Source organism: Streptomyces sp. NPDC058308 (genome assembly GCF_042880275.1).
Taxonomy (GTDB): domain Bacteria; phylum Actinomycetota; class Actinomycetes; order Streptomycetales; family Streptomycetaceae; genus Streptomyces.
This window is the reverse complement of record NZ_JBHVZA010000011.1, coordinates 141,093-163,184: the sequence shown is the minus strand read 5'-3', so window position 1 is coordinate 163,184 and position 22,092 is coordinate 141,093. Positions and strand designations below refer to the sequence as shown.

Here is a 22,092-nt window from a genome sequence, read left to right as displayed (position 1 = left end):
GAGGGGGGATGGGGGAGGGGGTGCGGAGGCGCCCGGTCCGGCTCTGTCAGAGGTATAGACAGCGCTTTCTGGCGACTGATAAAAACCCTGTCGCATGACCCCAAGCCGCCGCGCCTTCCTTGCTGCAACCGCTTTCGGTACTGCCGGAGCCGCCGGAACCGCCGCCATGCTGACCCTGCCGCCCCAGGCGTACGCCGCCGAGGGGGACGACGAGTTCACCGTCCTGCGCAAGCGCTGGCTGGAGATCTCCCTCGGCACCGGCTACGACCCCGCCGAGGAGCCGTACGCCTCGCGCCTCAAGGAGACCGGCGCCCTCGCCCGCACGTTCCGCTCGTCCATGGCCCCCGCCGCCAAGTCCCTGTGGCCCGACGCCCCGTTCGACCCTCCGGCGGGCGTCACCCTGAGCTACAGCAGGCTCTGGACGATGACCCAGGCGTACGTCTGCGAGGGCACCGGATCGACGGGGGACGCCGGCCTCCTCGCCGACATCCTGCGCGGCCTCGACCACGTCGAAGCCACCGTCTACAACCCCTCCACCACCCGCTACGGAAACTGGTGGGAGTGGCAGATCGGCAGCCCGCGGCTCCTCATGGACACCGTGGCGGCGCTCCACGACGAGCTCGGCGCGGCCCGCAGGGACAAGGCCTTCGCCGCCGTCGACCACTTCGTCCCCGACTCCGCGATCGGCGACTACACCGGCACGTCGACCGGCGCCAACCGCGTCGACCTGTGCCGCTCCGTCGCCCTGCGCGGCATCCTCGGCCGGGCGCCCGCCAAGGTGGCCCTCGCCCGCGACGCCCTCTCGCCCGTCTTCCCCTACGTGACCAAGGGCGACGGCCTCTACGAGGACGGCTCGTTCATCCAGCACACCTGGGTCGCGTACTCGGGCACGTACGGGCAGGTCATGCTGGACGGGCTCGGCAAGCTCTTCGCGCTGCTCGCCGGGTCGACCTGGGCGGTCACCGATCCCAAGAAGCAGATCATCCTCGACAGCGTCGAGCGGGCGTACGCGCCCCTGATCTTCGACGGTCTGATGATGGACAGCGTCAACGGCCGTGCCGTCAGCCGCGGTTACCTCAAGAGCGACGACCGCAAGATCATGCGCAGCGACCACTTCCACGGGCAGGGCCTGATCGCGGCGATGGCGCTGCTCGCGGGCGGTGCGAGCGCCGCCGAGCGGAAGCGCTGGTACGGCCGGATCAAGGGCTGGATCGAGCGGGACACCGTCACACCGCTGCTCACCGCCCGCCAGTTCGGCGTCGCCGACCTCGCGCGGCTGCACGCGGTCGCGGACTCCGGCGTGCGGGCGGCACCCGAGCCGGTCGGGCACCGGCTGTTCGCCGCCATGGACCGTGCCGTGCACCGGCGCCCGGGCTTCGCGGTGAACTTCTCCATGGCCTCGGAACGGATCGCGTACTACGAGTGCGGCAACGGCGAGAACCCGCGCGGCTGGCACACGGGCGCCGGAATGCTCTCCTGGTGGGTCGCAGGACAGCGCGGCGACCAGTACACGGACTGGTTCTGGCCAACCGTCGACCCCTACCGGATGCCCGGCACGACCGTGTCCACCAAGCGCCTCCCCGACAAGGCGGGCGGCGAGTGGGGCGCGGCCAGGCCCGCCGTGCGGTGGGTGGGCGGTGCGACCGACGGTGAGTTCGCGGCCCTCGGCCAGCACGTCAAGGGCCTCGGCTCCACACTGCGGGCCCGCAAGTCGTGGTTCTGCGTCGCGGACGCCGTGATCTGCCTCGGCGCCGGGATCACCGCCTCCGACGGCGTCCCCGTGGAGACGGTCGTCGACAACCGCAATCTGGGTGAGGCGGGCACCGCGGCGTTCACGCTGGACGACGGCCCGCGCCCCCGCTGGGCCCACCTCGACGGGCACGGCGGCTGGGTCTTCCCCGGCGGCACCTCCCGGCTGCGGACGCTGCGCGAGGACCGCTCCGGCGCCTGGTCCGACATCAACACCACCAGCTCCACCGAGCGGCGGACCCGGCGCTGGCAGACGCTCTGGCTCGACCACGGCACCGACCCCACGGACGCCACGTACGCCTATGTCCTGATGCCCGGGGCCTCGCGCCGCACCCTGGCGGCCCGCGCCGCCGACCGGCGCTGGCTGTCGGTCCTCGCCAATTCGGCGGAGGCCCAGGCCGTGGCCGTCGACTCGCTCGGCCTCACGGCGGCCAATTTCTGGCAGGCCGGCGAGGCGGGGCCTTTCACCGTCACTGCTCCTTCGAGCGTGCTCGTCCGGCGCCGGGGAAGAAGCGCTGCGGTGCAGGTCAGCGAGGTGCCGCGGACCGGGAAGACCTTCGAGCTCACCTGGCACCGGCCGGTGTCCAGGGTGGTGAGCAAGGACCCCTCGGTGGAAGTCTTGGCCACGGGCCGGTCCCTGCGGCTGCGTATCACACCGGGGACGGCGTGCGCGAGCCATCGATGTGAGGTGTATCTCGGCTGAAGCAAGACTCAAGGAAGGCCCGCCGAGGGCGTATTTTTGTGGGTTTCCCACAGCGGTGGAGGGGCTGGGCCGTCACTTCTTCATGGCTGTGGCGTTCTTCTGTCCGGGGGTGCCAGGAAATCGGCCCGGAGACTGTGCGGAGTCGACGGTCCGTTTCCCCAGGCGCTCTCCGTAAGGTCGCTACATGACCGTTCTGGACGAGACCGCTTCCCCTGGGGGCGAGCCCACCGATTCGCGTGGCCGCGTGGCCGAACTGCACGAGATCCGTGCGGAGGCGCTGCGCGGGCCGAGCGAGAAGGCCACCGAGGCACAGCACGCCAAGGGAAAGCTGACCGCGCGCGAGCGGATCGAGCTGCTCCTCGACCCGGACTCGTTCAACGAGGTCGAGCAGTTGCGCCGGCACCGTGCCACCGGCTTCGGCCTGGAGAGCAAGAAGCCGTACACCGACGGTGTGATCACCGGCTGGGGCACGGTGGAGGGCCGCACGGTCTTCGTCTACGCGCACGACTTCCGGATCTTCGGCGGGGCCCTCGGCGAGGCGCACGCCACGAAGATCCACAAGATCATGGACATGGCCATCGCGGCCGGTGCCCCGCTGGTCTCGCTCAACGACGGTGCGGGCGCCCGCATCCAGGAGGGCGTCTCGGCGCTCGCCGGATACGGCGGCATCTTCCAGCGCAACACCAAGGCCTCGGGTGTCATCCCGCAGATCTCGGTGATGCTCGGCCCGTGCGCGGGCGGCGCGGCCTACTCCCCGGCGCTGACCGACTTCGTGTTCATGGTCCGCGAGACCTCGCAGATGTTCATCACGGGGCCGGACGTCGTCCGCGCGGTGACGGGCGAGAAGATCACGCAGAACGGCCTGGGCGGCGCCGACGTGCACGCCGAGACGTCGGGCGTGTGCCACTTCGCCTACGACGACGAAGAGACCTGCCTGTCCGAGGTCCGCTACCTGATCTCGATGCTCCCCTCGAACAACCGGGAGAACCCGCCGGCGCACGAGTCGGAGGACCCGGCCGAGCGCCGCTCGGACGTCCTGCTGGACCTGGTCCCGGCGGACGGCAACCGGCCGTACGACATGACCAAGGTCATCGAGGAGCTCGTCGACGACGGTGACTTCCTGGAGATCCACGAGCGCTGGGCGCGCAACATCATCTGTGCCCTGGCCCGCCTGGACGGCAAGGTCGTCGGCATCGTCGCCAACCAGCCGCAGGCCCTGGCCGGTGTCCTGGACATCGAGGCCTCCGAGAAGGCCGCCCGCTTCGTGCAGATGTGCGATGCTTTCAATATCCCGATCCTCACCCTCCTGGACGTCCCGGGCTTCCTGCCCGGCGTCGACCAGGAGCACGGGGGCATCATCCGGCACGGCGCGAAACTGCTTTACGCGTACTGCAACGCCACCGTCCCGCGGATCTCGCTGATCCTGCGCAAGGCCTACGGCGGCGCCTACATCGTCATGGACAGCCAGTCCATCGGCGCCGACCTCACCTACGCCTGGCCGACGAACGAGATCGCCGTGATGGGCGCCGAGGGCGCCGCCAACGTGGTCTTCCGTCGCCAGATCGCGGCCGCCGAGGACCCCGAGGCCATGCGGGCGCGCATGGTCAAGGAGTACAAGGCCGAGCTGATGCACCCCTACTACGCCGCCGAGCGCGGCCTGGTCGACGACGTGATCGACCCGGCCGAGACCCGCGAGGTCCTCATCAAGTCCCTCGCGATGCTCCGCAACAAGCACGCCGACCTGCCCTCGCGCAAGCACGGCAACCCCCCGCAGTAGCAGCAGACCTGCCGACTGCGCCGCAGTAGCCCACAAGGAGAACGCTGCAGATGAATACCCCCGACATCCGCGTCGAGAAGGGTCACGCCGAGCCCGAGGAGGTCGCGGCCATCACCGCGATCCTGCTGGCCCGCGCCGCCGCCCAGCCGGCCGCCCCCGCGCGCCGCGGCCGTGACAGGGCGGGCTGGCGCCGCCTTGAGCGCACCCCCGGCTTCCGCGCCCCGCACAGCTGGCAGGGCTGACGCCACTCGCTTCGAGGCCCCCGCTCTCCTCCGGGAGGGCGGGGCCTCGTGCTGTCACGGCAGCCGGTCCGCGGCCGACTCCGCGAGTGGCCGTACCGCCGGGTGCCAGGGGCGGCTGCGCGGCCCGGACAGCACCAGGCGGCGGGAGATCCGCGGCGTCACCGGGAGCAGTACCAGGTCGGGCGGGACCAGCGAGCGGGACACCTCGGACAGGACGGTCACCCCGATGCCCGCCTGCACCATGCTGATCAGGGTCGCCAGGTCGCGGACGCGGTGCGCCGGGGTGAGGCGCACTCCGGCCACGTCGTGCAGCGCGCGGACACGCTCCTCGCAGCCGCCCGGCGAGATCAGGAAGTCGTCGTCCGCCAGCTCGCCGATGTCGACGGCAGGCTCGCCCGCCAGCGGGTGGTCGCGGGGGAGCAGCGCGCGGTAGCCGTCCACCGCGAGCAGGACGCCCGGGCCCGGCGGCGGGTCGATCAGCACGCCGGCGTCGGCCGTGCCGTTCTCCAGCCACTCCTCGACCTCGGCGCTGTCGCCCTCGAAGACGCGCACGGTGACCCGCGGCCTGCTCTCGCGCCAGTGCCGCAGCAGGCCGGGCAGCAGGCCCTGGCAGACGGTGGGCGTCGCGGCGAGCCGCACCGTGCCGGTCATGGCGGGGTCGGAGTGGGCCGCGATCTCCTCCACGGACCGGACCGCCGACAGCGCGCCGCGGGCATGCGGCAGGATCCGCTCACCGAGCGCCGTCGTCCGCACCGGGGCCGCCCGGACGAGGAGCGGGCCGGACAGCTCCCGCTCCAGGGAGGCGACGGCGTGCGAGACCGCCGACTGACTCATGCCGAGCTCCGCGGCGGCCGCGCTGAAGCCGCCCGCGTCGACGACGGCGACAAAGGCTCTGAGCTGCGGGAAGTTCACGGTCATGAGGCGACCTCATACGTCTATGACGGCTATGCGTTGGATCAATGGTGCCAGGACGGGCGAGGGTTGCTCCGTGCCGCCGGACCGGGCGGACACGGAAGACCACGCGAAGGAGCGCCATGCCCCACATCAGGGCCACCGTCACCGACCCCGACCTGCCCGCCGACGTCCGGCGCGCCCTCGCCGAGGGCCTGACCCGCCTGGCGGTCTCCGCGCTCGGCAAGTCCGCCGCGCGGACCATCGTCCACCTCGACCTCGTCCCCGCAGAGCGCTACTACGTGGCCGGAAAGACCCTTGCCGAAGGCGCCCGTGACGCACATCTGGAGGTCAGCATCACCGCGGGCACGAACAGCGCGGCGCAGAAGGCGGCCTTCATCAGCGAGGCCGCCGCGTTCCTCTCGCACCTGCTCGGCCCGCTCGCCAGGGGCGGCGTCGCCCTGCACGAACTGCACCCGGAGAGCTACGGCTACCAGGGCGTGACCCAGTTCGACCACTACCGTCACCACTGAAAGGGGCCCGCACGCCGAAGCGTGCGGGCCCACATCCGCGTACCGGTGACAGGGTCCGTACCTGGCGGGAAGGATGATCCGAGGTCCTACCGCAGCCGCGCCATCAGCGCATGCTCGACCAGCGTGATCAGCGCGCTCTTCGCGTCCGCGCGGTGGCGCGCGTCGGTGGTGATGATGGGGGTGTCCGGGCCGATCTGCAGCGCCTCGCGCACCTCGTCGGGCGTGTACGGCTGGTGGCCGTCGAAGCCGTTGAGGGCGATGACGAAGGGCAGCCCGGAGTTCTCGAAGTAGTCGACGGCGGGGAAGCAGTCGGCGAGCCGCCTCGTGTCGACCAGGACGACCGCGCCGATCGCGCCACGGACCAAGTCGTCCCACATGAACCAGAAGCGGTCCTGGCCCGGCGTACCGAAGAGGTACAGGATCAGGTCCTGGTCCAGGGTGATGCGACCGAAGTCCATGGCCACCGTCGTGGTGGTCTTGTCTCCGGTGTGGGTCAGGTCGTCGATGCCCGCGGACGCGGACGTCATGACGGCCTCGGTGCGCAGCGGGTTGATCTCAGAGACCGCCCCGACGAACGTGGTCTTGCCCACGCCGAAGCCGCCCGCCACCACGATTTTCGCGCTGGTGGTGGAGCGGGCTGTTGCTCCGCCGCTAGAGCTTGCGAAGTCCACTGAGCACCCTTTCGAGCAGTGTCACGTCTGGCTGGCCGCCGGCGGACTCGTCGCCGCCGGGCTGATGGATGGCGACAAGTCCGGCCTCCGCCAGGTCGGCTACGAGGATCCGGGCGACGCCGAGGGGGATGGAGAGCAGTGCCGAGATCTCGGCGACTGACTTGATCTCGCGGCACAGGTTGCAGATGCGCTGATGCTCGGGCAACTGGCCCTGCAACTGGTGCGGTTGAGCGGTGGTGTGCACCAGCGCCTCGATGGCGAGCTGGTAACGCGGCCTGGTGCGGCCGCCCGTCATGGCGTACGGGCGCACCAGGGGGTTGTTCGCCGACCCCGCGGGCGCCGGCTCGGGGGTGCGCCGCTGGGGTTGCACGGGCTGGATGCGGGGCGCGTGCGCCGGAGTGCCCTGGTCGTAGGGGCGCGGCCCGGGCTGCTGGGGCTGCGCGTACGGCTGGCGGCGGTGGCTCGGCGCGGAGGGGAAGTTGTACCTGTTCGGGCCGCCGTCGCGCTGGCCACCCTGGCCGTGACCAGGGGACCAGTTCGCCGAAGACGAACCGTCTGGGGGTGTTGCCACGTTGCTTCCTCCTCCAACTGTGCCGGGCCCATCACTGTGGAGCCGCGTCCCGAAACCTTACGGGCACGGGACACGAAAACGCACCGTCCGTCTGTTAGTTGAGAAGGCTCCCCTGGAGCTCCGCGCGCAGGTCCGGGGTGAGGACGGTGCCCGCACGATCGACAAGAAGTGCCATTTCGTACCCAACGAGACCGATGTCCGCATCCGGGTGGGCGAGAACGGCGAGCGAGGAGCCGTCGGAGATGGACATGATGAAGAGAAATCCTCGCTCCATCTCCACAACGGTCTGGGTCACCGAGCCGCCCTCGAAGATCCGGGAGGCCCCGGCCGTGAGGGAGGTCAGACCCGAGGCGACGGCCGCGAGCTGGTCGGCGCGGTCGCGCGGGAAGCCTTCGGACATCGCCAGAAGGAGTCCGTCGGCGGAGACCACCACTGTGTGGGACACCCCGGGGGTGTTGTCCACGAAGTTGGTGATCAACCAGTTCAGGTTCTGTGCCGCCTGGCTCATCGGGCTCACACTAACGCTCCTGGTTGTAGGTGCTATCAGGGCTGAAGCCCTGGCCATTCGTGTCATTGCCTGCGGTGCGGCCCCGCTGGACGCCGCGGCGCAGGTTGCTCAGCCTGCCCCGTACGTCCTCGGGGTCGCGGGAGACCTGAGGGCCACCCTGCGGAGTCTGTTCAGCGGTGCCCTCGACCAGATTGGCCTTGGGCACCCGCCGCGGGAGCCCGGACGAGGTGACCCCGCCCGCCTTCGGCTCCTTGAGGCGCTCGGCTCGCTGCCAGCGCTCGTCGTTGGACGAACGCCAGTCGGCCTTGCCCTCGCTCGCGGCGGGGGAACTTCCGTTCCCGTTCGCGGCGGAGGAGCCCCTGCGGGGGAGACCCGCGTCGGTCATGTCGTGGACGGTCGACGGCGTCGGTCCCGGCCGGTCGAAGCCTACGCGCTCGGCGTCGTCCGTGGGGGCCGGTGAAGCAGATTCCGCTTCTTGTCCGTACTCGCCCTGATAGCCGTCGGCGCTGGGCCAGTCGTCCTGACGGGACCGCTCCGGATACGGGAGCTGCGGGTCCTGGTAACCGTCCTGGGACGGCTGGGCCGGGTAGTACTGCTCGTCGCGGTAACCGTTGTCGGCGTACTGCTGCTCGGCGTACTGCGGATCCGTGTACTGCGCGTCGGCGTACTGCGGATCCGTGTACTGCGGGTCGCCGTACTGGCCGGGGGCGTACTGCTGGTTGTCGTAGCCCTGCCCCTGGCCGTAGTCGGCCTGCTGCTCCTCGTACGCGGGGGCCTGCTGCTCGTAACCGCCCTGCTGGGTCTGGGGCTGCGGCTCCACCTCGTCGCGGAAGAGCGGGCGGTGGCCGCCGGGCTGCTGGGCCTGCGCCTCCAGGGCCGCGCGGCGCTCCTCGCGCATCAACGAGCGGCCGACCGGATCGAGTTCGGGCTGCGCTTCGGAGCCGTCACCGTGGTAGCGGCTGTCGTCGAAGCCGAGCTCGGCGGCCGTGCGCAGCGGCTCGGCCTCCAGGGCCTGCTGCTCGGGGATGATCGAGGAGACGGTGAACTCGTTGTCGTGCGGCGCGTGCTCGCCACCGCCACCGTGCGTGATCGCGTCCGGCAGCATGACCAGCGAGGTCGTGCCCGCCTGCTCGCCCGAGGGGCGCAGCTGGACGCGGATGCCGTGCCGGTCGGAAAGGCGCCCGACCACGAACAGGCCCATGCGCTGCGAGATCGCGGCGTCCACGGTCGGCGGGTTGGCCAGCTTGTGGTTGATGTCCGCGAAGTCCTCGGCGGTGAGGCCGATGCCCTTGTCGTGGATCTCGACCATGACGCGGCCGTCGGGGAGACGGGTCGCGGTGACGCGGACCTTGGTCTGCGGCGAGGAGAACGTGGTGGCGTTCTCCAGGAGCTCGGCGAGCAGGTGCACGAGGTCGGTCACGGCCAGGCCGTGGATCTCGGCCTCCGGGACGCCGGAGAGCTCGATGCGCTCGTACTGCTCCACCTCGGAGGAGGCGGCGCGCAACACGTCGACCAGCGGGACCGGCTGGTCCCAGCGGCGGCCCGGCTCCTCGCCGGAGAGGACCAGGAGGTTCTCGCCGTTGCGGCGCATACGGGTCGCCAGGTGGTCCAGGCGGAAGAGGCTCTCCAGCTGGTCCGGGTCGGCCTCGTTGTTCTCCAGGTCGGTGATGAGGGTCAGCTGGCCCTCGATCAGCGACTGGTTGCGGCGCGAGAGGTTGGTGAAGATCGCGTTGATGTTGCCGCGGAGCAGGGCCTGCTCGGCGGCGAGCCGGACGGCCTCGCGGTGCACCTGGTCGAAGGCGCGGGCGACCTCGCCGATCTCGTCCGTGGTGTTGATCGGGATGGGCTGGACGCGGGTGTCGACGCGGCCCGGGTCGGTCCGCGAGAGCTGGTCGACCAGCATCGGCAGGCGCTGCTCGGCGATGCCGAAGGCGGCGGTACGCAGCTGACGCATCGCCTTGGACATCTGGCGGGCCATGAGCCCGGCCAGGATGAAGGCGGCGAGCAGTGCGAGCACCACGATGGCGCCGGTGATGTAGGCGTTGCGCTGCGCGTTGTCGGCGATGTCGGAGGCCTCGTCCACGGCCTTGTCGGCGAGGTCCGACTCGATCGTGCGGTACGCGTCGAACTTGGCGGTGGTCGTGGCCCACCAGGCCTGCCGCGTGATGCCCTTGCCGGCCAGCGTGACGCGGGCGCTCGGCTGGGTGCTCGGCAGGGTGGCGAGGGCCGCGACCATCTTGTCCTGCGACGGCGGCGGGACGAACGCCTCGCCCCGGGCCTTCGCGTCGGCCGCGGCCTGCTTGGCCTGCTTCTCGCCGGCGGCCGTCAGCTCCTTCTTGGCGTCCTCCAGCTTGGCGACGTCCTCGGGGGTGCCGCCGCCGGTGTACTCCTCGATGGCGATGCGCTCGAGGTAGGCGTACGAGGCAAGGGAGGTGCGCTGCAGCGTCAGCGAGCCGGTGCCGGGACCCGGCTTGACCAGGAGGTGGGTGCCGATGGACCGCTCGAGGGAGAGCGCGGCCTTGGAGAGGGAGATCGCGTAGACGGTCCGGCCGTAGCTGGTGATGTTGCCGGTGCCCAGACCGAGCTCGTTGGCGAACTCCATCAGGGGGTGCTGGATGGCGACGTAGCCCTCTTCGGTCTGCACACCGGGGAGCTTCGTCGTGTACGCGGCCTGGCGCAGCGGACCGAGCTTCGGCTCGACCTTGCGGAAGCCGGCGAGGCGGCGGTTGAGGCCTTCCTTGTCCGGCATGTTGGCGGCGGCGTCCTTGAAGGCGGCGGCGGCCTGGTCGGTGGCCTTGCGCGCCTTCACGACGGCCGGGTCGTTCCGCTTGCCGTTCAGCAGCGGAGCGGCGGAGATGTCGCGCTCCTCGACGAGGCGGTTGCCGTAGTCCAGCGAGGCCCGCACCAGGCGGGCCGTGTTCTCGGCGTCCTGCGCCTCGCTCCAGGTGTCGATGGAGCCCTTCACCTGGAAGCCGCCCATGACAAGGCCGACGAGCACGGGTATGAGCAGGATCGCGTTCAGCCGGGTCGGCACGCGCCAGTTGCGGGGGGACATCCGTCCACCGGAGGGGGCCGGGGGCTCGTTTCCTGGCGCGGCGGCCATGTCGGCGGGGGACGCCGCTGCGCGCGGCGGCGGGGTGAAGTTGCCCCGCGTGTCCCCGGTGGGGGATGCCGCGGGACTCGGCTTGCTTCGCCTCACTCGACCAACAACCTCTCGGCGGCGGCACTCACGTCGTGCCGCTGTCGTCTCCAAGGCCCGTGCTACTGGGCAGTTCAGCGCATTCCAGCACGTCAGAGCCTGCTGCACCAAACACTGGGAAGCGGAAGTTCCGAGTGGTGTAAGCCTCAGATAAATCGGTCATAAAGAGCGAGCCCCGCCAAAAGGCGGGGCTCCTGTGAGCACAGCGACACCAGGTGACCGCGACGCGTGGCGGTCACCCGGCAATTCTCTGTCGAAACGTTATGAACACGGCGCGCGGCCGTGTCTAAGGACACAGATCACTCCGTACGGACTACGGCAACTGCCGTACTGACCTGCCTACTTGAGGCGTGCCATAAGTGCGTGTTCAACCAAAGTGATCAAGCCACTCTTTGCGTCCGCACGGTGTCGCGCGTCGGTCGTGATGATCGGAGTGCCGTCCCCGATCTGCAGCGCCTCGCGCACTTCTTCGGGCGTGTACGGCTGGTGGCCGTCGAAGCCGTTGAGGGCGATGACGAACGGCAGCCCGCTGTTCTCGAAGTAGTCGACGGCCGGAAAACAGTCGGCGAGACGGCGGGTGTCCACGAGCACGACCGCGCCGATCGCGCCGCGCACGAGGTCGTCCCACATGAACCAGAAGCGGTCCTGGCCCGGCGTACCGAAGAGGTACAGGATCAGGTCCTGGTCCAGGGTGATGCGGCCGAAGTCCATGGCGACGGTGGTCGTCGTCTTGTCCCCGGTGTGGGTGAGGTCGTCGATGCCCGCGGACGCGGACGTCATGACGGCCTCGGTGCGCAGCGGGTTGATCTCGGAGACCGCCCCGACGAACGTGGTCTTGCCCACGCCGAAGCCGCCCGCCACCACGATCTTCGCGGAAGTGGTGGAACGGGCCGCGTCCGAGCCCGAGTCGCTAGAGCTTGCGAAGTCCACTGAGCACCCTTTCGAGCAGTGTCACGGCAGGCTGGCCGCCGGCGGACTCGTCGCCGCCGGGCTGGTGGATGGCGACGAGCCCGGCCTCGGCCAGGTCCGCCACGAGGATCCGGGCCACGCCGAGCGGCATCGACAGGAGAGCGGACACCTCGGCCACCGACTTCACCTCACGGCAGAGGTGGCAGATCCGCTGGTGCTCGGGGAGCAGCCCCATCAGCTGGGCCGGGTCGGCCGTGGTGCTCACCAGCGCCTCGATGGCGAGCTGGTAGCGGGGCCGGGTCCGGCCGCCGGTCATCGCGTAGGGACGCACCAGCGGCTGGTCGCCCTCCATTCCGTACGAGGCATCGCCGTACGGGTTGTGAGAGGCGGTGGGCGGGGTCATGGATCCTCCGGGCGGGACAGCAGGTCATCTGCGTGTGCCGTCTGACAGAGCCGGTGGGGGCAGTGTGGCGGCCGGACGGTTGGTCAGTACGTTCGGTCGGTGGGGCGGCCGAAGGGGATGAAGACTTCGGAGCTTGCTCGGGGCTAGTGGAGCAGGCTGCCCTGCAGCTCGGCCCGGAGGTCCGGGGTGAGGACGGCGCCCGCGCGGTCGACGAGGAGCGCCATCTCGTACCCGACGAGGCCGATGTCGCACTCGGGGTGCGCGAGCACCGCGAGGGACGAGCCGTCGGAGACGGACATGATGAAGAGGAACCCCCGCTCCATCTCCACCACCGTCTGCGTGACGGTGCCGCCCTCGAAGATCCGGGAGGCCCCGGCCGTGAGGGAGGTAAGGCCGGAGGCGACCGCGGCGAGCTGGTCGGCTCGGTCACGCGGGAAGCCTTCGGACATCGCCAGAAGGAGGCCGTCGGCGGAGACCACGACCGTGTGGGACACCCCGGGGGTGTTGTCCACGAAGTTGGTGATCAACCAGTTCAGATTCTGTGCAGCCTGGCTCATCGGACTCAACTAACGCTCCTGCTGGTGAGTGGGGAAACTGCCGGTCTGGCCGGTACCGGCCTGGCGACCCTGCTGGATGCCCCGACGGAGATTCGTCAGCCGGCCGCGTACCTCTTCGGGCGCACGCGAGACCTGCGGACCTGTGCTGTCCTGCTGCTGCTGTGCCGTGCCCGCGACCAGGTTGGCCCGCGGGACGCGGCGCGGCAGTCCGGATGTGGTGACGCCGCCCGCGGACGGCTGCCGGACGCGCTCGGCCTGGCGGCCCAGCTCGTCATTGGGGGAGGAGCGCCAGCTGCCGTGCGTGCCGCTGCCGTTGGTGCCGTCCCCGGCCGCGGGCACCGGCGCGGCGGCCGGGTCCTGGCGCTGGGGGCGCGAGGGCAGCGGACGCTGCGGCGGCTCGGGAGCCTGGTGGCGCGGCGGCTCCGGGGCGCGGCGCGGCGCGGCCTCGGGGGCCCGCCCGCCCTGCTGCTCCGGGTACGCGGCCTGCTGGTTGTGCTGCTCCTGCTGCTGTGCGGCCTGCTGGTTCTGCTGCTGCTGGAACCAGTTGGTCTCCAGCGTGTCGTACAGCGGCGTACGTCCGTCGCCGGGACCGGCGGGCGGCAGGGCCTCGGGCTCGGCGGGCTGCGGCGGCTGGGAGTGCTGCTGCGGCTGCGGGGCCTGCGGCTGCGGCTGCTGGGGGACGCCCTGGGGGGAGTCGCCCTGGCCGCGGCGCGGGGCGGGCGGACGCGGCACGGTGTAGTCGGGCATCTCCCGGTTGCCGCGCTGAACGGGGCCGTTGCCCTGGCTCTGATGCTGCTGGCTCTGCTGCTGGTCCTGCCGGAAGTCGTTCTGGCCGTTCGGACCCGCGGGCCGACCGGACGGCTGACCGCCGCCGGAGCCGTTGCCGGGGCCGTTGCCCTGGCCGCCGAAGACGTCCGAGCGGACGAACTGGCCGGTGGACCCCTCGTCCTGCGGCGCGGGCGCGCCGGGCGGCGGCCCGTCGAAGTCCGGGCGGGGGAACTCGGCGGTGGAGCCGGGGCCCTGCAGGTCGTCGGACCTGTGCTGGGGGAACTGGCCGGTGGACTCGGGCTCTTCGTGCCCGCGCGGGGTGTCGAAGGGCTCGCGCGCCACCTGCGGCTGCGCGTTCTCGTCGCTCCAGCTGGGCACGCGCGGACCGGCGTAGCCGCCCGGGGCGCTCGGCGCGGGATTGCCGCCGGGCAGCTCGGCCCGGGGTCCGCCGCGCGGCGGCAGCTGGGGCCTGCGGCCCTGGCCGGTCCGGTCGTTGCCCGCACCGGATTCGGCCGGGGGGTTCATGGCGTTCGTACGCTGCTGGGGCACCGGAGGCTGGGGCGCGTTGGTGCCGCGACCGCCTTGCGGGGCGAGCGGCGGACGCTGCTGACCCTGACCGGGACCACCCTGACCGGGACCACTCTGACCCTGACCTTGGCCCTGACCGGGCGCCTGGCCCTTGCCCTGTCGCTGCCCAGGCCCCTGCGGGCCCTGACCGAGCCCCTGGCCCGTGTCCCGCGAGGGCAGCGCCGCCCGCGGACCGGAACCCGCGACCTGCTGGCGCGGCGCACCGGCACCGAGCAGTCCGGGGCCGCCCTGGCCACCGCCACCGGGACCGCCGCGGCCGGGGCCGCCGGGCAGACCGGGAGCGTTGTTGCCCGCACCGACACCGCGTCGCGCGGCCGCGGCACCGGCGGCTGCCTGCGCCGCGGCGGGACCGCCGGTCGGGGTGGGCGCACCGGGCTTGCCCGGCACCTTCTTGCCGCCCTGGGCGACGTCGACGGGGAGCATGACCAGCGCGGTCGTGCCACCGGAGTCGGACGGGCGGAGCTGGATGCGGATGCCGTGGCGCTGCGACAGACGGCCGACCACGAACAGACCCATGCGGCGGGAGACGGAGACGTCCACGGTGGGCGGCGAGGCGAGCCGCTCGTTGATCGCCGCCAGGTCCTCGGGGGAGAGGCCGATGCCGGTGTCGTGGATCTCGATGAGCACGCGGCCGTCGGGCAGCGCGTGACCGGTGACCTTGACCTTGGTCTGCGGCGAGGAGAAGGAGGTCGCGTTCTCGAGGAGCTCGGCGAGGAGGTGCACGAGGTCGTTGACGACGCGTCCGGCGACCTCGGTCGCGGGGACCGAGGAGAGCTCGATGCGCTCGTACTGCTCCACCTCGGACGCGGCGGCGCGCAGCACGTCGACGAGGGGGACGGGCCGGGTCCAGCGGCGGCCCGGCTCCTCACCGGCGAGGACGAGGAGGTTCTCGCCGTTACGGCGCATGCGGGTCGCGAGGTGGTCGAGCTTGAACAGCGAGGACAGCTGGTCCGGGTCGGCCTCGCGCGACTCCAGCTCGGAGATGAGCGAGAGCTGGCGCTGGATGAGGCCCTGCGAACGCCGCGAGAGGTTGGTGAACATCGCGTTGACGTTGCCCCGCAGGAGGGCCTGCTCGGCGGCGAGGCGGACGGCCTCGCGGTGCACGTCGTCGAAGGCCGCGGCCACCTGGCCGATCTCGTCCCTGGAGTGCACACCGACGGACTCGACGGAGGTGTCGACGTCCTGCGGGTCCGACTCCGAGAGCTGCTTGACCAGCTCGGGCAGGCGGTCCTGGGCGACCTTGGTCGCGGTGTCCTGCAGCCGGCGCAGCGAGCGGATCATGGACCGGGCGACGACGAACGCGCCGACGAGCGAGACGCCGAGCACGAGCAGGATCAGCACACCGTTGAGGATGGCCGACTGCTCCGACTCGTTGCGCAGCTCGCGCGCCTTCTGCTCCATCTCGCCGAGCAGCGTCAGCTCGATCTTGGACATCGCGTCGATCTTGGTGGTGTCGGCGTCGACCCAGTCCTTGTACGACCGCTTGTCCTGGAGCTTGATGCCGCCTTCCTGCTCGAGGACGCGCTTGGCGTACTCGTTGGCGGACTTGACCGCGGGGTTGGCACCGTCGATGGGCTTGGTCAGCTCACCGGCGTTGCCCGCGTAGATCTTGCTGAACGTCTGGAGCTCCGAGCGCTCCTTCTCATTGGCGCTGAGGCCGAAGGTGCGGTCGGTCTCGGAGATCTTGCCGTACTGGCTGTCGTTCGGCGGCAGGGCCGCGGCGATGATCGCGCGCTGTACGGAGGCGTACTCCTTGGCCGAGGAGAAGGCGGCCAGCGAACGCGTGCGCTGGATCATGTCCGGGTTGCTCGTCGCCTGCGCCATGTCCTGCGAGAGCTTGAGCAGCTGCTCGACGAGCTGGCTGTAGGCCTCGACGGTCTGCGAAGTCGAGCCCTCGGCGGTGAACGCCTTCTTGCGGACGTCGCTGATGCCCTGGAGCTGCTGGGTGATCTGGACCGCGCTGTGCCGGACGCCGAGAAGGCCCTTCTCGCCGTCGGTGTCGTTGAGGTCCTGGGTGCCCTGCAGGAAGTTCTTGTAGACCCGGTCGGTCTTCTGGCGCGCGCCCTTGACCGTGTAGTCCGAGGCGTTCGCGTCGTGGGCGAGGGGACCCGCCGACTTGTCGCGCTCCTCCTGGAGCGCCGCGGCCAGCTCGGTGGCCTGCTTGGTCATCTCGGTCAGCAGCTTCATGTTGTCGAGCTGCTGGATCTCGTCCATGGACGAGTTGATGCGGAGCGCACCGAGTGAGGTCGCCGTGATCACGGGGAGCGCGAGCAGCGAGACCAATCGGGTGGAGATGCGCCAGTTGCGCAGGGCTATTCGTGAGCCGGGCCCGGTGGGCGACTTCGTGCCGGTCGAACCCTTGCCCTTGCTCTTGCCCTTGGTGGGGGCGGCCGCCGTGCCGCTCCCCGTGGTGCCCTGGCGCGCGGCTCCGGGGCCGGTGTCGCCGGGCGTGCCCGGTCCGGGGCTCTGGGCGTGCTGGGGCGCGGAGCCGCGCTCCGGCTCCGCCGGAGCACTTCCTCGGCCGTGGTCGGCCTGGGGAGACCCCTTGCCATCCCTCTTGAAACGTCCCTGCACTAGCGTCGCAACCTCTGGACCAGGCGTCCTGCCGGATAACGGCGGGACGGTGTCGGCGTCTTGGGGCGGCGAGCGCCCCATGGGTGGTCGTGAGTGACCGGCGCTGCTCCCCCTTCCCGCCGCCACTCGGCGCTGCGTTGCGCCCCTGCGCGCCGGTTCGATCCCGCGGCGGTCCCGGGAATTCCAGCACAGTGCCGGATCTCCAACAAGGCCCGTGTGTCGCGCCGCGACGTACGTGACACGGTGTGAGTGCGGAGTCACGAGACGTAGAAAGTGATCTAGCAAATAACGGACGCATCCCCACAAAGTTCCCGCCGGTGAGGGGTGTCCCAGTGTTCATGATCAGGAGCGGAATGGTGCCTTCAGTGGCGCAATGTCCGTTTCCAACTGCCTCGCCCCGAGCCTGAATTGACCCATTTGTCGGCTCACTCGTGAGCAAACTCACACGAAGATCATGGCGTCTTCCGGACTTTGGCCGGGAATTGGATGTTTAGCCTGACGCTTTACAGGGATGGCGAATCCGACCACCGCGTCCGCAGTACGACGCCCCAACCGACGAGGTCCGAACAGCAGATGAAGACTGTGAAGTCCACGATGTTCCGCAACATAGCCAACCCGCGCCGCACCACGCTCGCGCACCTCACGGACGCGGACGAGTTCCAGGCCGCCCCCGAACAGCCGGAGCACGCGGTCGACCTCCCGACCCAGACGGCCAACCCGAAGCGCACGATCCTGATGACGGTCCCGGAAGAGTCCACCGCATCCGCGCTCTGACCCCTGAAGGCCGCTCCCAGCCCGCCCGGGATCTTCTAGCCCGCCTGGGGACCTTCCGGCCCGCCTGGGGATCTTCCGGCCCGTCCGGGGATCTTCCAGCCCGTCCGGCGTTTGAGGACGAGCCGCGCAGCGGCGATGAGCAGAGCCACGTCGCCGGACCACCCGAAGCAACGCCGTCAGCAGGCCGCAGGCCCCCGCGTTAGCCTGGGGTGTCACTCCGCAACCACCCCAAGAGGCTAGAGCGTGCGCATCGCCAGGTTCTCCATCGACGGCAATGTCGGCTACGGCGTAGTCGAGGGGGAGGGCCCCGAAGGGCTCGTCCTCGACATCATCAAGGGCATTCCCTACGCCGATTTCGAGCTGTCCGGCACCAAGGTCCCGCTGAGCAAGGTGCGCCTGCTGCCGCCGGTGCTCCCGAACAAGATCGTGGCCTTCGGCCGCAACTACCGGGAGCATGCGGCGGAGCTCGGCAACGAGGTGCCCGACACCCCGTTCGCCTTCCTGAAGCCCTCCACCTCGCTGGTCGGCACCGGCGACCCCATCACGTACCCCTCGTTCTCCGAAGAGCTGCACCACGAAGCCGAGCTGGCCGTGGTCATCGGCCGCATGTGCCGCGAGGTCCCGCGCGAGCGGGTCAAGGACGTGATCTTCGGCTACACCTGCGCCAACGACGTCACCGCGCGTGACGTCCAGCGCCGCGAGAAGCAGTGGGCCCGGGCCAAGGGCTTCGACAGCGCCTGCCCGCTCGGCCCCTGGGTGGAGACCGAGCTCGACCCGGCCGACGTCACCATCCAGTGCACGGTCAACGGCTCGCAGCGCCAGCTGGGCCGCACCAGCGAGATGGTCCACTCCATCGAGGACCTGATCGTCAACATCTCCGAGGCCATGACGCTGCTCCCCGGCGACGTCATCCTCACGGGCACCCCGGCAGGCGTCGGGCCCCTCAACGTCGGCGACGAGGTCGCCGTCACCATCGAAGGCATCGGCACTCTCACCAACAAGGTGATCAAGCGTGGCTAACGCGACCCCCGTACGCGTACGTTTCTGTCCCTCGCCGACCGGCAACCCCCACGTGGGACTGGTCCGCACCGCCCTCTTCAACTGGGCCTACGCCCGGCACAACGAGGGCACCCTGGTCTTCCGCATCGAGGACACCGACGCGGCTCGCGACTCGGAGGAGTCCTACGAGCAGCTGCTCGACTCGATGCGCTGGCTGGGCTTCGACTGGGACGAGGGCCCCGAGGTCGGCGGCCCGCACGCGCCGTACCGCCAGTCGCAGCGCATGGACATCTACAAGGACGTCGCCGAGAAGCTCATCGCGGCCGGCCACGCCTACCCGTGCTACTGCACCACCGAGGAGCTGGACACCCGCCGCGAGGCCGCCCGCGCCGCCGGCAAGCCGTCCGGTTACGACGGCCACTGCCGCGACCTCACCGCCGGGCAGAAGCAGGCGTACGAGGCGGAGGGCCGCAGCCACATCGTCCGCTTCCGGATGCCCGACGAGGCCACCACCTTCGTCGACCTGGTCCGCGGCGAGATCACCGTCCAGGCGGAGAACGTCACCGACTACGGCATCGTGCGCGCCAACGGTGCCCCGCTGTACACGCTGGTCAACCCGGTCGACGACGCCCTGATGGAGATCACGCACGTCCTGCGCGGCGAGGACCTGCTGTCCTCCACCCCGCGCCAGATCGCGCTCTACAAGGCGCTGATCGAGCTCGGTGTCGCCAAGACGATCCCGGAGTTCGGCCACCTCCCGTACGTCATGGGCGAGGGCAACAAGAAGCTCTCCAAGCGCGACCCGCAGGCGTCCCTGAACATCTACCGCGAGCGCGGCTTCCTCCCCGAGGGCCTGCTGAACTACCTGTCCCTCCTGGGCTGGTCGTTCTCCGCGGACCAGGACGTCTTCTCGATCGACGACATGGTCGCGAAGTTCGACGTGGCGGACGTGAACCCGAACCCCGCCCGCTTCGACCTGAAGAAGGCCGAGGCGATCAACGCCGACCACATCCGCATGCTGGACGTGAAGACCTTCGCCGAGGCCTGCGAGCCCTGGCTGCGCGCCCCGCACGCCAACTGGGCCCCCGAGGAGTTCGACGAGGCGGCCTGGGCGGCCATCGCGCCGCACGCGCAGACCCGTCTGAAGGTCCTCTCCGAGATCACGGCCAACGTGGACTTCCTGTTCCGCGCGGAGCCGGTCTTCGACGAGCCGTCCTGGACGAAGGCCATGAAGGAGGGCTCCGACGCCCTTCTGCGCACGGCCCGCGCCAAGCTGGAGGCCGCCGACTGGACCTCCCCGGACTCCCTCAAGGAGGCCGTCCTGGCCGCCGGCGAGGAGCACGGCCTGAAGCTCGGCAAGGCCCAGGCCCCGGTCCGCGTCGCCGTCACAGGGCGCACGATCGGCCTGCCCCTCTTCGAGTCCCTGGAGATCCTGGGCAAGGAGAAGACGCTGACCCGCATCGACGCGGCCCTGGCGAAGCTCACCGCCTGACCGCACCTGCACCTGCACCTGCAAGAACCGAAGGACCCGGAAGCCGTGACGGCTCCCGGGTCCTTCGCTTACCGTCGAGGCATGCCGATCAAAGCCGTGGTCTGGGACGTGGACGACACGATCTTCGACTACGCGCGGGCCGACAGCACCGGCATGCGGGCCCACCTGACCGCCGAGGGCCTCCTGGAGCGGTACGAGTCGGCCGAGCGCGCCCTGGTCCTGTGGCGGCGGCTCACGGAGCACCACTGGGCCCGCTTCGGGGCCGGTGAGGTCGCCTTCGAGCAGCAGCGCCGCGACCGCGTGCGGGACTTCCTCGACAACCCGGCCCTGTCCGACCCCGACGCCGACGCCTGGTTCACGCGTTACGTCGGTCACTACGAGTCGGCCTGGTCCCTCTTCCCCGACACCGTCCCGACCCTGGACGCCCTCGCGGGCGACTACCGGCAGGCGGTGCTCTCCAACTCCGCCCTGGCCGTCCAGGACCGCAAACTGACCGTCCTCGGCATCCGCGGCCGCTTCGAGGCCGTCCTGTGCGCCGCCGACCTCGGCTTCTCCAAGCCCGCCGCGGAGGCCTTCCGTGCGGTCTGCACGACGCTGGGGCTCGAACCCGCCGAGATCGCCTACGTCGGCGACCAGCCGGACATCGACGCGAGAGGCGCCCGGGACGCCGGTCTGCTCGGCATCTGGCTCGACCGCAACGGCGCGAGCCAGGACGGCCCGACGGGCGTGCACCGCATCTCGCGCCTCTCCGAGCTCCCCGCGCTGCTGCGTGCGGATACCCGTTTTGGAGCGCCGTCCACCTTCGGGTAATGTTCTTCCTGCGCCGCCCGAGAGGGCCGAAAGGTCCGGTCGGGAAGCGCACATCAAACAAAACCCCCGCAAGGGGTTGAGTTTTGATGGCCTATGGTGTAATTGGCAGCACGACGGTTTCTGGTTCCGTTAGTCTAGGTTCGAGTCCTGGTAGGCCAGCTCGCAGAGCTCATCTGCAACCGCGGGTGTCGTTCAATGACACAGCATCCGCAATGCCCCCGTTGTGTAGCGGCCTAGCACGCCGCCCTCTCAAGGCGGTAGCGCCGGTTCGAATCCGGTCGGGGGTACAGATCCTTCCCGCGGGGACAGATCGGGTCGCACCCACTGTCACTGATGCAGGATCGCTAGGGCCCCCGTTGTGTAGCGGCCTAGCACGCCGCCCTCTCAAGGCGGTAGCGCCGGTTCGAATCCGGTCGGGGGTACTGTAGGTCCTAGACCTGGTCTAGACCACATTGGGCTATGGTGTAATTGGCAGCACGACGGTTTCTGGTTCCGTTAGTTTAGGTTCGAGTCCTGGTAGCCCAGCGCAGTAATGATGTTGTGAACCCGTCGCGTGGAAGCGTGATGGCGCAAGATCCAGGCCCCCGTTGTGTAGCGGCCTAGCACGCCGCCCTCTCAAGGCGGTAGCGCCGGTTCGAATCCGGTCGGGGGTACAAGAACGGCAAGGGGCCTTCCCGTCAGGGAGGGCCCCTTCGTCATTCCCCGGCGTCCTGCGCCCCGAAGCGGCGGTGGGACTCCTCGGCCTGCGCGATGCGGCGCAGGCTCAGCAGCACCGGCTCGTAGAGCACCGTGAGCGCGACGGCCGCCTCAAGCTGCCGGTCGGGCGACTCGTACCGCTCGATCAAGTCCAGGTCGCTCTCGGCCAGTTGGCTCCCCGCGCGCGCATAGGGCGCCAAGTCCTCGACGGCGCACGGATATCCGAGCCGGGTCAGCGTGGCGACCGCGGTCACCAGCATCCGGTGGGCCGGCGACTCTTCCGTGCGGCGCTGCGTGTGCTCCCAACCGAGCTGTGCGAGAAGTGCGTTCACCGTGCGGTGCGCCTGCGCGTCCGACGCGTCGTCCTCGGCCGGTTCCGGACCGTGCGGCAGGGCCCCGACGGCCGTGCCCAGGCGGGCGTTGTGGTCCAGGGAGTCGTCCTCCAGGGCGGCCAGTACGTCGCGCGCCGACGCGATCGGCACCCGCCCGACCTGGACCAGGGCCCGCACGAGCCGGAGCCGCTCCAGGTGGGCGTCGTCGTACTCGGACTGCGTCGCGGTCACCCGTCGGCCGGGCGGCACCAGGCCCTCGCGCAAGTAGTACTTGATCGTGGCCGTGGGGACCCCGCTGCGCCGGCTCAGCTCCGCCAGTCTCATCGGTTCGTACCTCCTCTTGCGC

At 70.5% G+C, this 22,092-nt stretch carries 18 protein-coding genes and 5 tRNA genes; 13 read left to right on the top strand and 10 right to left on the bottom strand.

Annotated elements, in window-relative coordinates; translation table 11 throughout:
• Window positions 1-94 precede the first annotated feature (94 nt).
• From ACFVYL_RS17505 to ACFVYL_RS17495, 3 genes are all read left to right on the top strand, one after another.
• Window positions 95-2,452, top strand: a complete 2,358-nt coding sequence (locus ACFVYL_RS17505; protein ID WP_389716670.1) for a polysaccharide lyase 8 family protein — start codon at window positions 95-97, stop codon at window positions 2,450-2,452.
• 184 nt (window positions 2,453-2,636) lie between these two features.
• On the top strand, window positions 2,637-4,229 hold the full coding sequence (locus tag ACFVYL_RS17500) for an acyl-CoA carboxylase subunit beta (RefSeq protein WP_389716668.1): 1,593 nt from the start codon (window positions 2,637-2,639) through the stop codon (window positions 4,227-4,229).
• Between the two features lie 50 nt (window positions 4,230-4,279).
• Complete coding sequence (locus ACFVYL_RS17495; RefSeq protein WP_389716666.1) at window positions 4,280-4,471, top strand: acyl-CoA carboxylase subunit epsilon; 192 nt, start codon at window positions 4,280-4,282, stop codon at window positions 4,469-4,471.
• 54 nt (window positions 4,472-4,525) lie between these two features.
• Here ACFVYL_RS17495 and ACFVYL_RS17490 read toward each other — a convergent pair whose 3' ends face one another.
• The gene (locus ACFVYL_RS17490) at window positions 4,526-5,389 is read right to left on the bottom strand and encodes a LysR family transcriptional regulator (RefSeq protein ID WP_389716664.1); all 864 of its coding nucleotides are present in this window, start codon (window positions 5,387-5,389) and stop codon (window positions 4,526-4,528) included.
• Between the two features lie 116 nt (window positions 5,390-5,505).
• Between ACFVYL_RS17490 and ACFVYL_RS17485 the strand changes: the two genes are divergently transcribed.
• Window positions 5,506-5,895 (top strand): 4-oxalocrotonate tautomerase family protein, encoded by a 390-nt coding sequence (locus ACFVYL_RS17485; protein ID WP_389716662.1) that lies wholly within the window; start codon window positions 5,506-5,508, stop codon window positions 5,893-5,895.
• Between the two features lie 86 nt (window positions 5,896-5,981).
• Here ACFVYL_RS17485 and ACFVYL_RS17480 read toward each other — a convergent pair whose 3' ends face one another.
• From ACFVYL_RS17480 to ACFVYL_RS17445, 8 genes are all read right to left on the bottom strand, one after another.
• Window positions 5,982-6,566, bottom strand: coding sequence for an ATP/GTP-binding protein (locus ACFVYL_RS17480; RefSeq protein WP_030361923.1), 585 nt, complete (start codon window positions 6,564-6,566; stop codon window positions 5,982-5,984).
• Entirely contained in the window at window positions 6,547-7,137 is a 591-nt protein-coding gene (locus ACFVYL_RS17475; RefSeq protein ID WP_389716660.1) for a DUF742 domain-containing protein, read from the bottom strand. The genes ACFVYL_RS17480 and ACFVYL_RS17475 overlap by 20 nt, the downstream gene beginning before the upstream one ends.
• A gap of 94 nt (window positions 7,138-7,231) precedes the next feature.
• A complete protein-coding gene (locus tag ACFVYL_RS17470) occupies window positions 7,232-7,645 on the bottom strand; it encodes a roadblock/LC7 domain-containing protein (protein WP_055564496.1) in 414 nt (137 codons plus the stop codon).
• Window positions 7,646-7,655: 10 nt separating this feature from the next.
• Window positions 7,656-10,844: a nitrate- and nitrite sensing domain-containing protein gene (locus tag ACFVYL_RS17465; RefSeq protein WP_389716657.1), complete on the bottom strand. Its 3,189-nt coding sequence runs from the start codon at window positions 10,842-10,844 to the stop codon at window positions 7,656-7,658.
• Window positions 10,845-11,183: 339 nt separating this feature from the next.
• Window positions 11,184-11,774 (bottom strand): ATP/GTP-binding protein, encoded by a 591-nt coding sequence (locus ACFVYL_RS17460; protein ID WP_389716655.1) that lies wholly within the window; start codon window positions 11,772-11,774, stop codon window positions 11,184-11,186.
• Window positions 11,755-12,156 (bottom strand): DUF742 domain-containing protein, encoded by a 402-nt coding sequence (locus tag ACFVYL_RS17455; protein ID WP_389716653.1) that lies wholly within the window; start codon window positions 12,154-12,156, stop codon window positions 11,755-11,757. The genes ACFVYL_RS17460 and ACFVYL_RS17455 overlap by 20 nt, the downstream gene beginning before the upstream one ends.
• 143 nt (window positions 12,157-12,299) lie before the next feature.
• Entirely contained in the window at window positions 12,300-12,713 is a 414-nt protein-coding gene (locus tag ACFVYL_RS17450; protein ID WP_030787430.1) for a roadblock/LC7 domain-containing protein, read from the bottom strand.
• A gap of 9 nt (window positions 12,714-12,722) precedes the next feature.
• Window positions 12,723-16,643 carry a nitrate- and nitrite sensing domain-containing protein gene (locus ACFVYL_RS17445; RefSeq protein WP_389716650.1) on the bottom strand — a complete coding sequence of 1,307 codons (3,921 nt, stop codon included), beginning with the start codon at window positions 16,641-16,643 and terminating at the stop codon, window positions 12,723-12,725.
• A gap of 573 nt (window positions 16,644-17,216) precedes the next feature.
• Here ACFVYL_RS17445 and ACFVYL_RS17440 point away from each other — a divergent pair.
• The 9 genes from ACFVYL_RS17440 to ACFVYL_RS17400 all read left to right on the top strand — a co-directional run bounded on the left by ACFVYL_RS17440 (window position 17,217) and on the right by ACFVYL_RS17400 (window position 21,371).
• Window positions 17,217-17,417 carry a hypothetical protein gene (locus ACFVYL_RS17440; protein WP_389716648.1) on the top strand — a complete coding sequence of 67 codons (201 nt, stop codon included), beginning with the start codon at window positions 17,217-17,219 and terminating at the stop codon, window positions 17,415-17,417.
• Window positions 17,418-17,660: 243 nt separating this feature from the next.
• Entirely contained in the window at window positions 17,661-18,437 is a 777-nt protein-coding gene (locus ACFVYL_RS17435; RefSeq protein ID WP_389716646.1) for a fumarylacetoacetate hydrolase family protein, read from the top strand.
• Window positions 18,430-19,908: a glutamate--tRNA ligase gene (gltX, locus tag ACFVYL_RS17430; RefSeq protein WP_389716643.1), complete on the top strand. Its 1,479-nt coding sequence runs from the start codon at window positions 18,430-18,432 to the stop codon at window positions 19,906-19,908. The genes ACFVYL_RS17435 and gltX overlap by 8 nt, the downstream gene beginning before the upstream one ends.
• 81 nt (window positions 19,909-19,989) lie before the next feature.
• Entirely contained in the window at window positions 19,990-20,718 is a 729-nt protein-coding gene (locus ACFVYL_RS17425; RefSeq protein WP_389716641.1) for an HAD family hydrolase, read from the top strand.
• Window positions 20,719-20,805: 87 nt separating this feature from the next.
• Window positions 20,806-20,877 (top strand) — tRNA-Gln (locus ACFVYL_RS17420).
• A 55-nt stretch (window positions 20,878-20,932) separates the two neighbouring features.
• Window positions 20,933-21,005, top strand: a tRNA-Glu gene (locus ACFVYL_RS17415).
• Window positions 21,006-21,067: 62 nt separating this feature from the next.
• Window positions 21,068-21,140, top strand: a tRNA-Glu gene (locus ACFVYL_RS17410).
• A 31-nt stretch (window positions 21,141-21,171) separates the two neighbouring features.
• Window positions 21,172-21,243: transfer RNA gene (locus ACFVYL_RS17405), tRNA-Gln, on the top strand.
• 55 nt (window positions 21,244-21,298) lie between these two features.
• Window positions 21,299-21,371: transfer RNA gene (locus ACFVYL_RS17400), tRNA-Glu, on the top strand.
• 42 nt (window positions 21,372-21,413) lie between these two features.
• Here the strand turns inward: ACFVYL_RS17400 and ACFVYL_RS17395 are convergent.
• The gene (locus ACFVYL_RS17395; RefSeq protein WP_389716639.1) at window positions 21,414-22,070 is read right to left on the bottom strand and encodes a MerR family transcriptional regulator; all 657 of its coding nucleotides are present in this window, start codon (window positions 22,068-22,070) and stop codon (window positions 21,414-21,416) included.
• Between the last annotated feature and the right edge of the window lie 22 nt (window positions 22,071-22,092).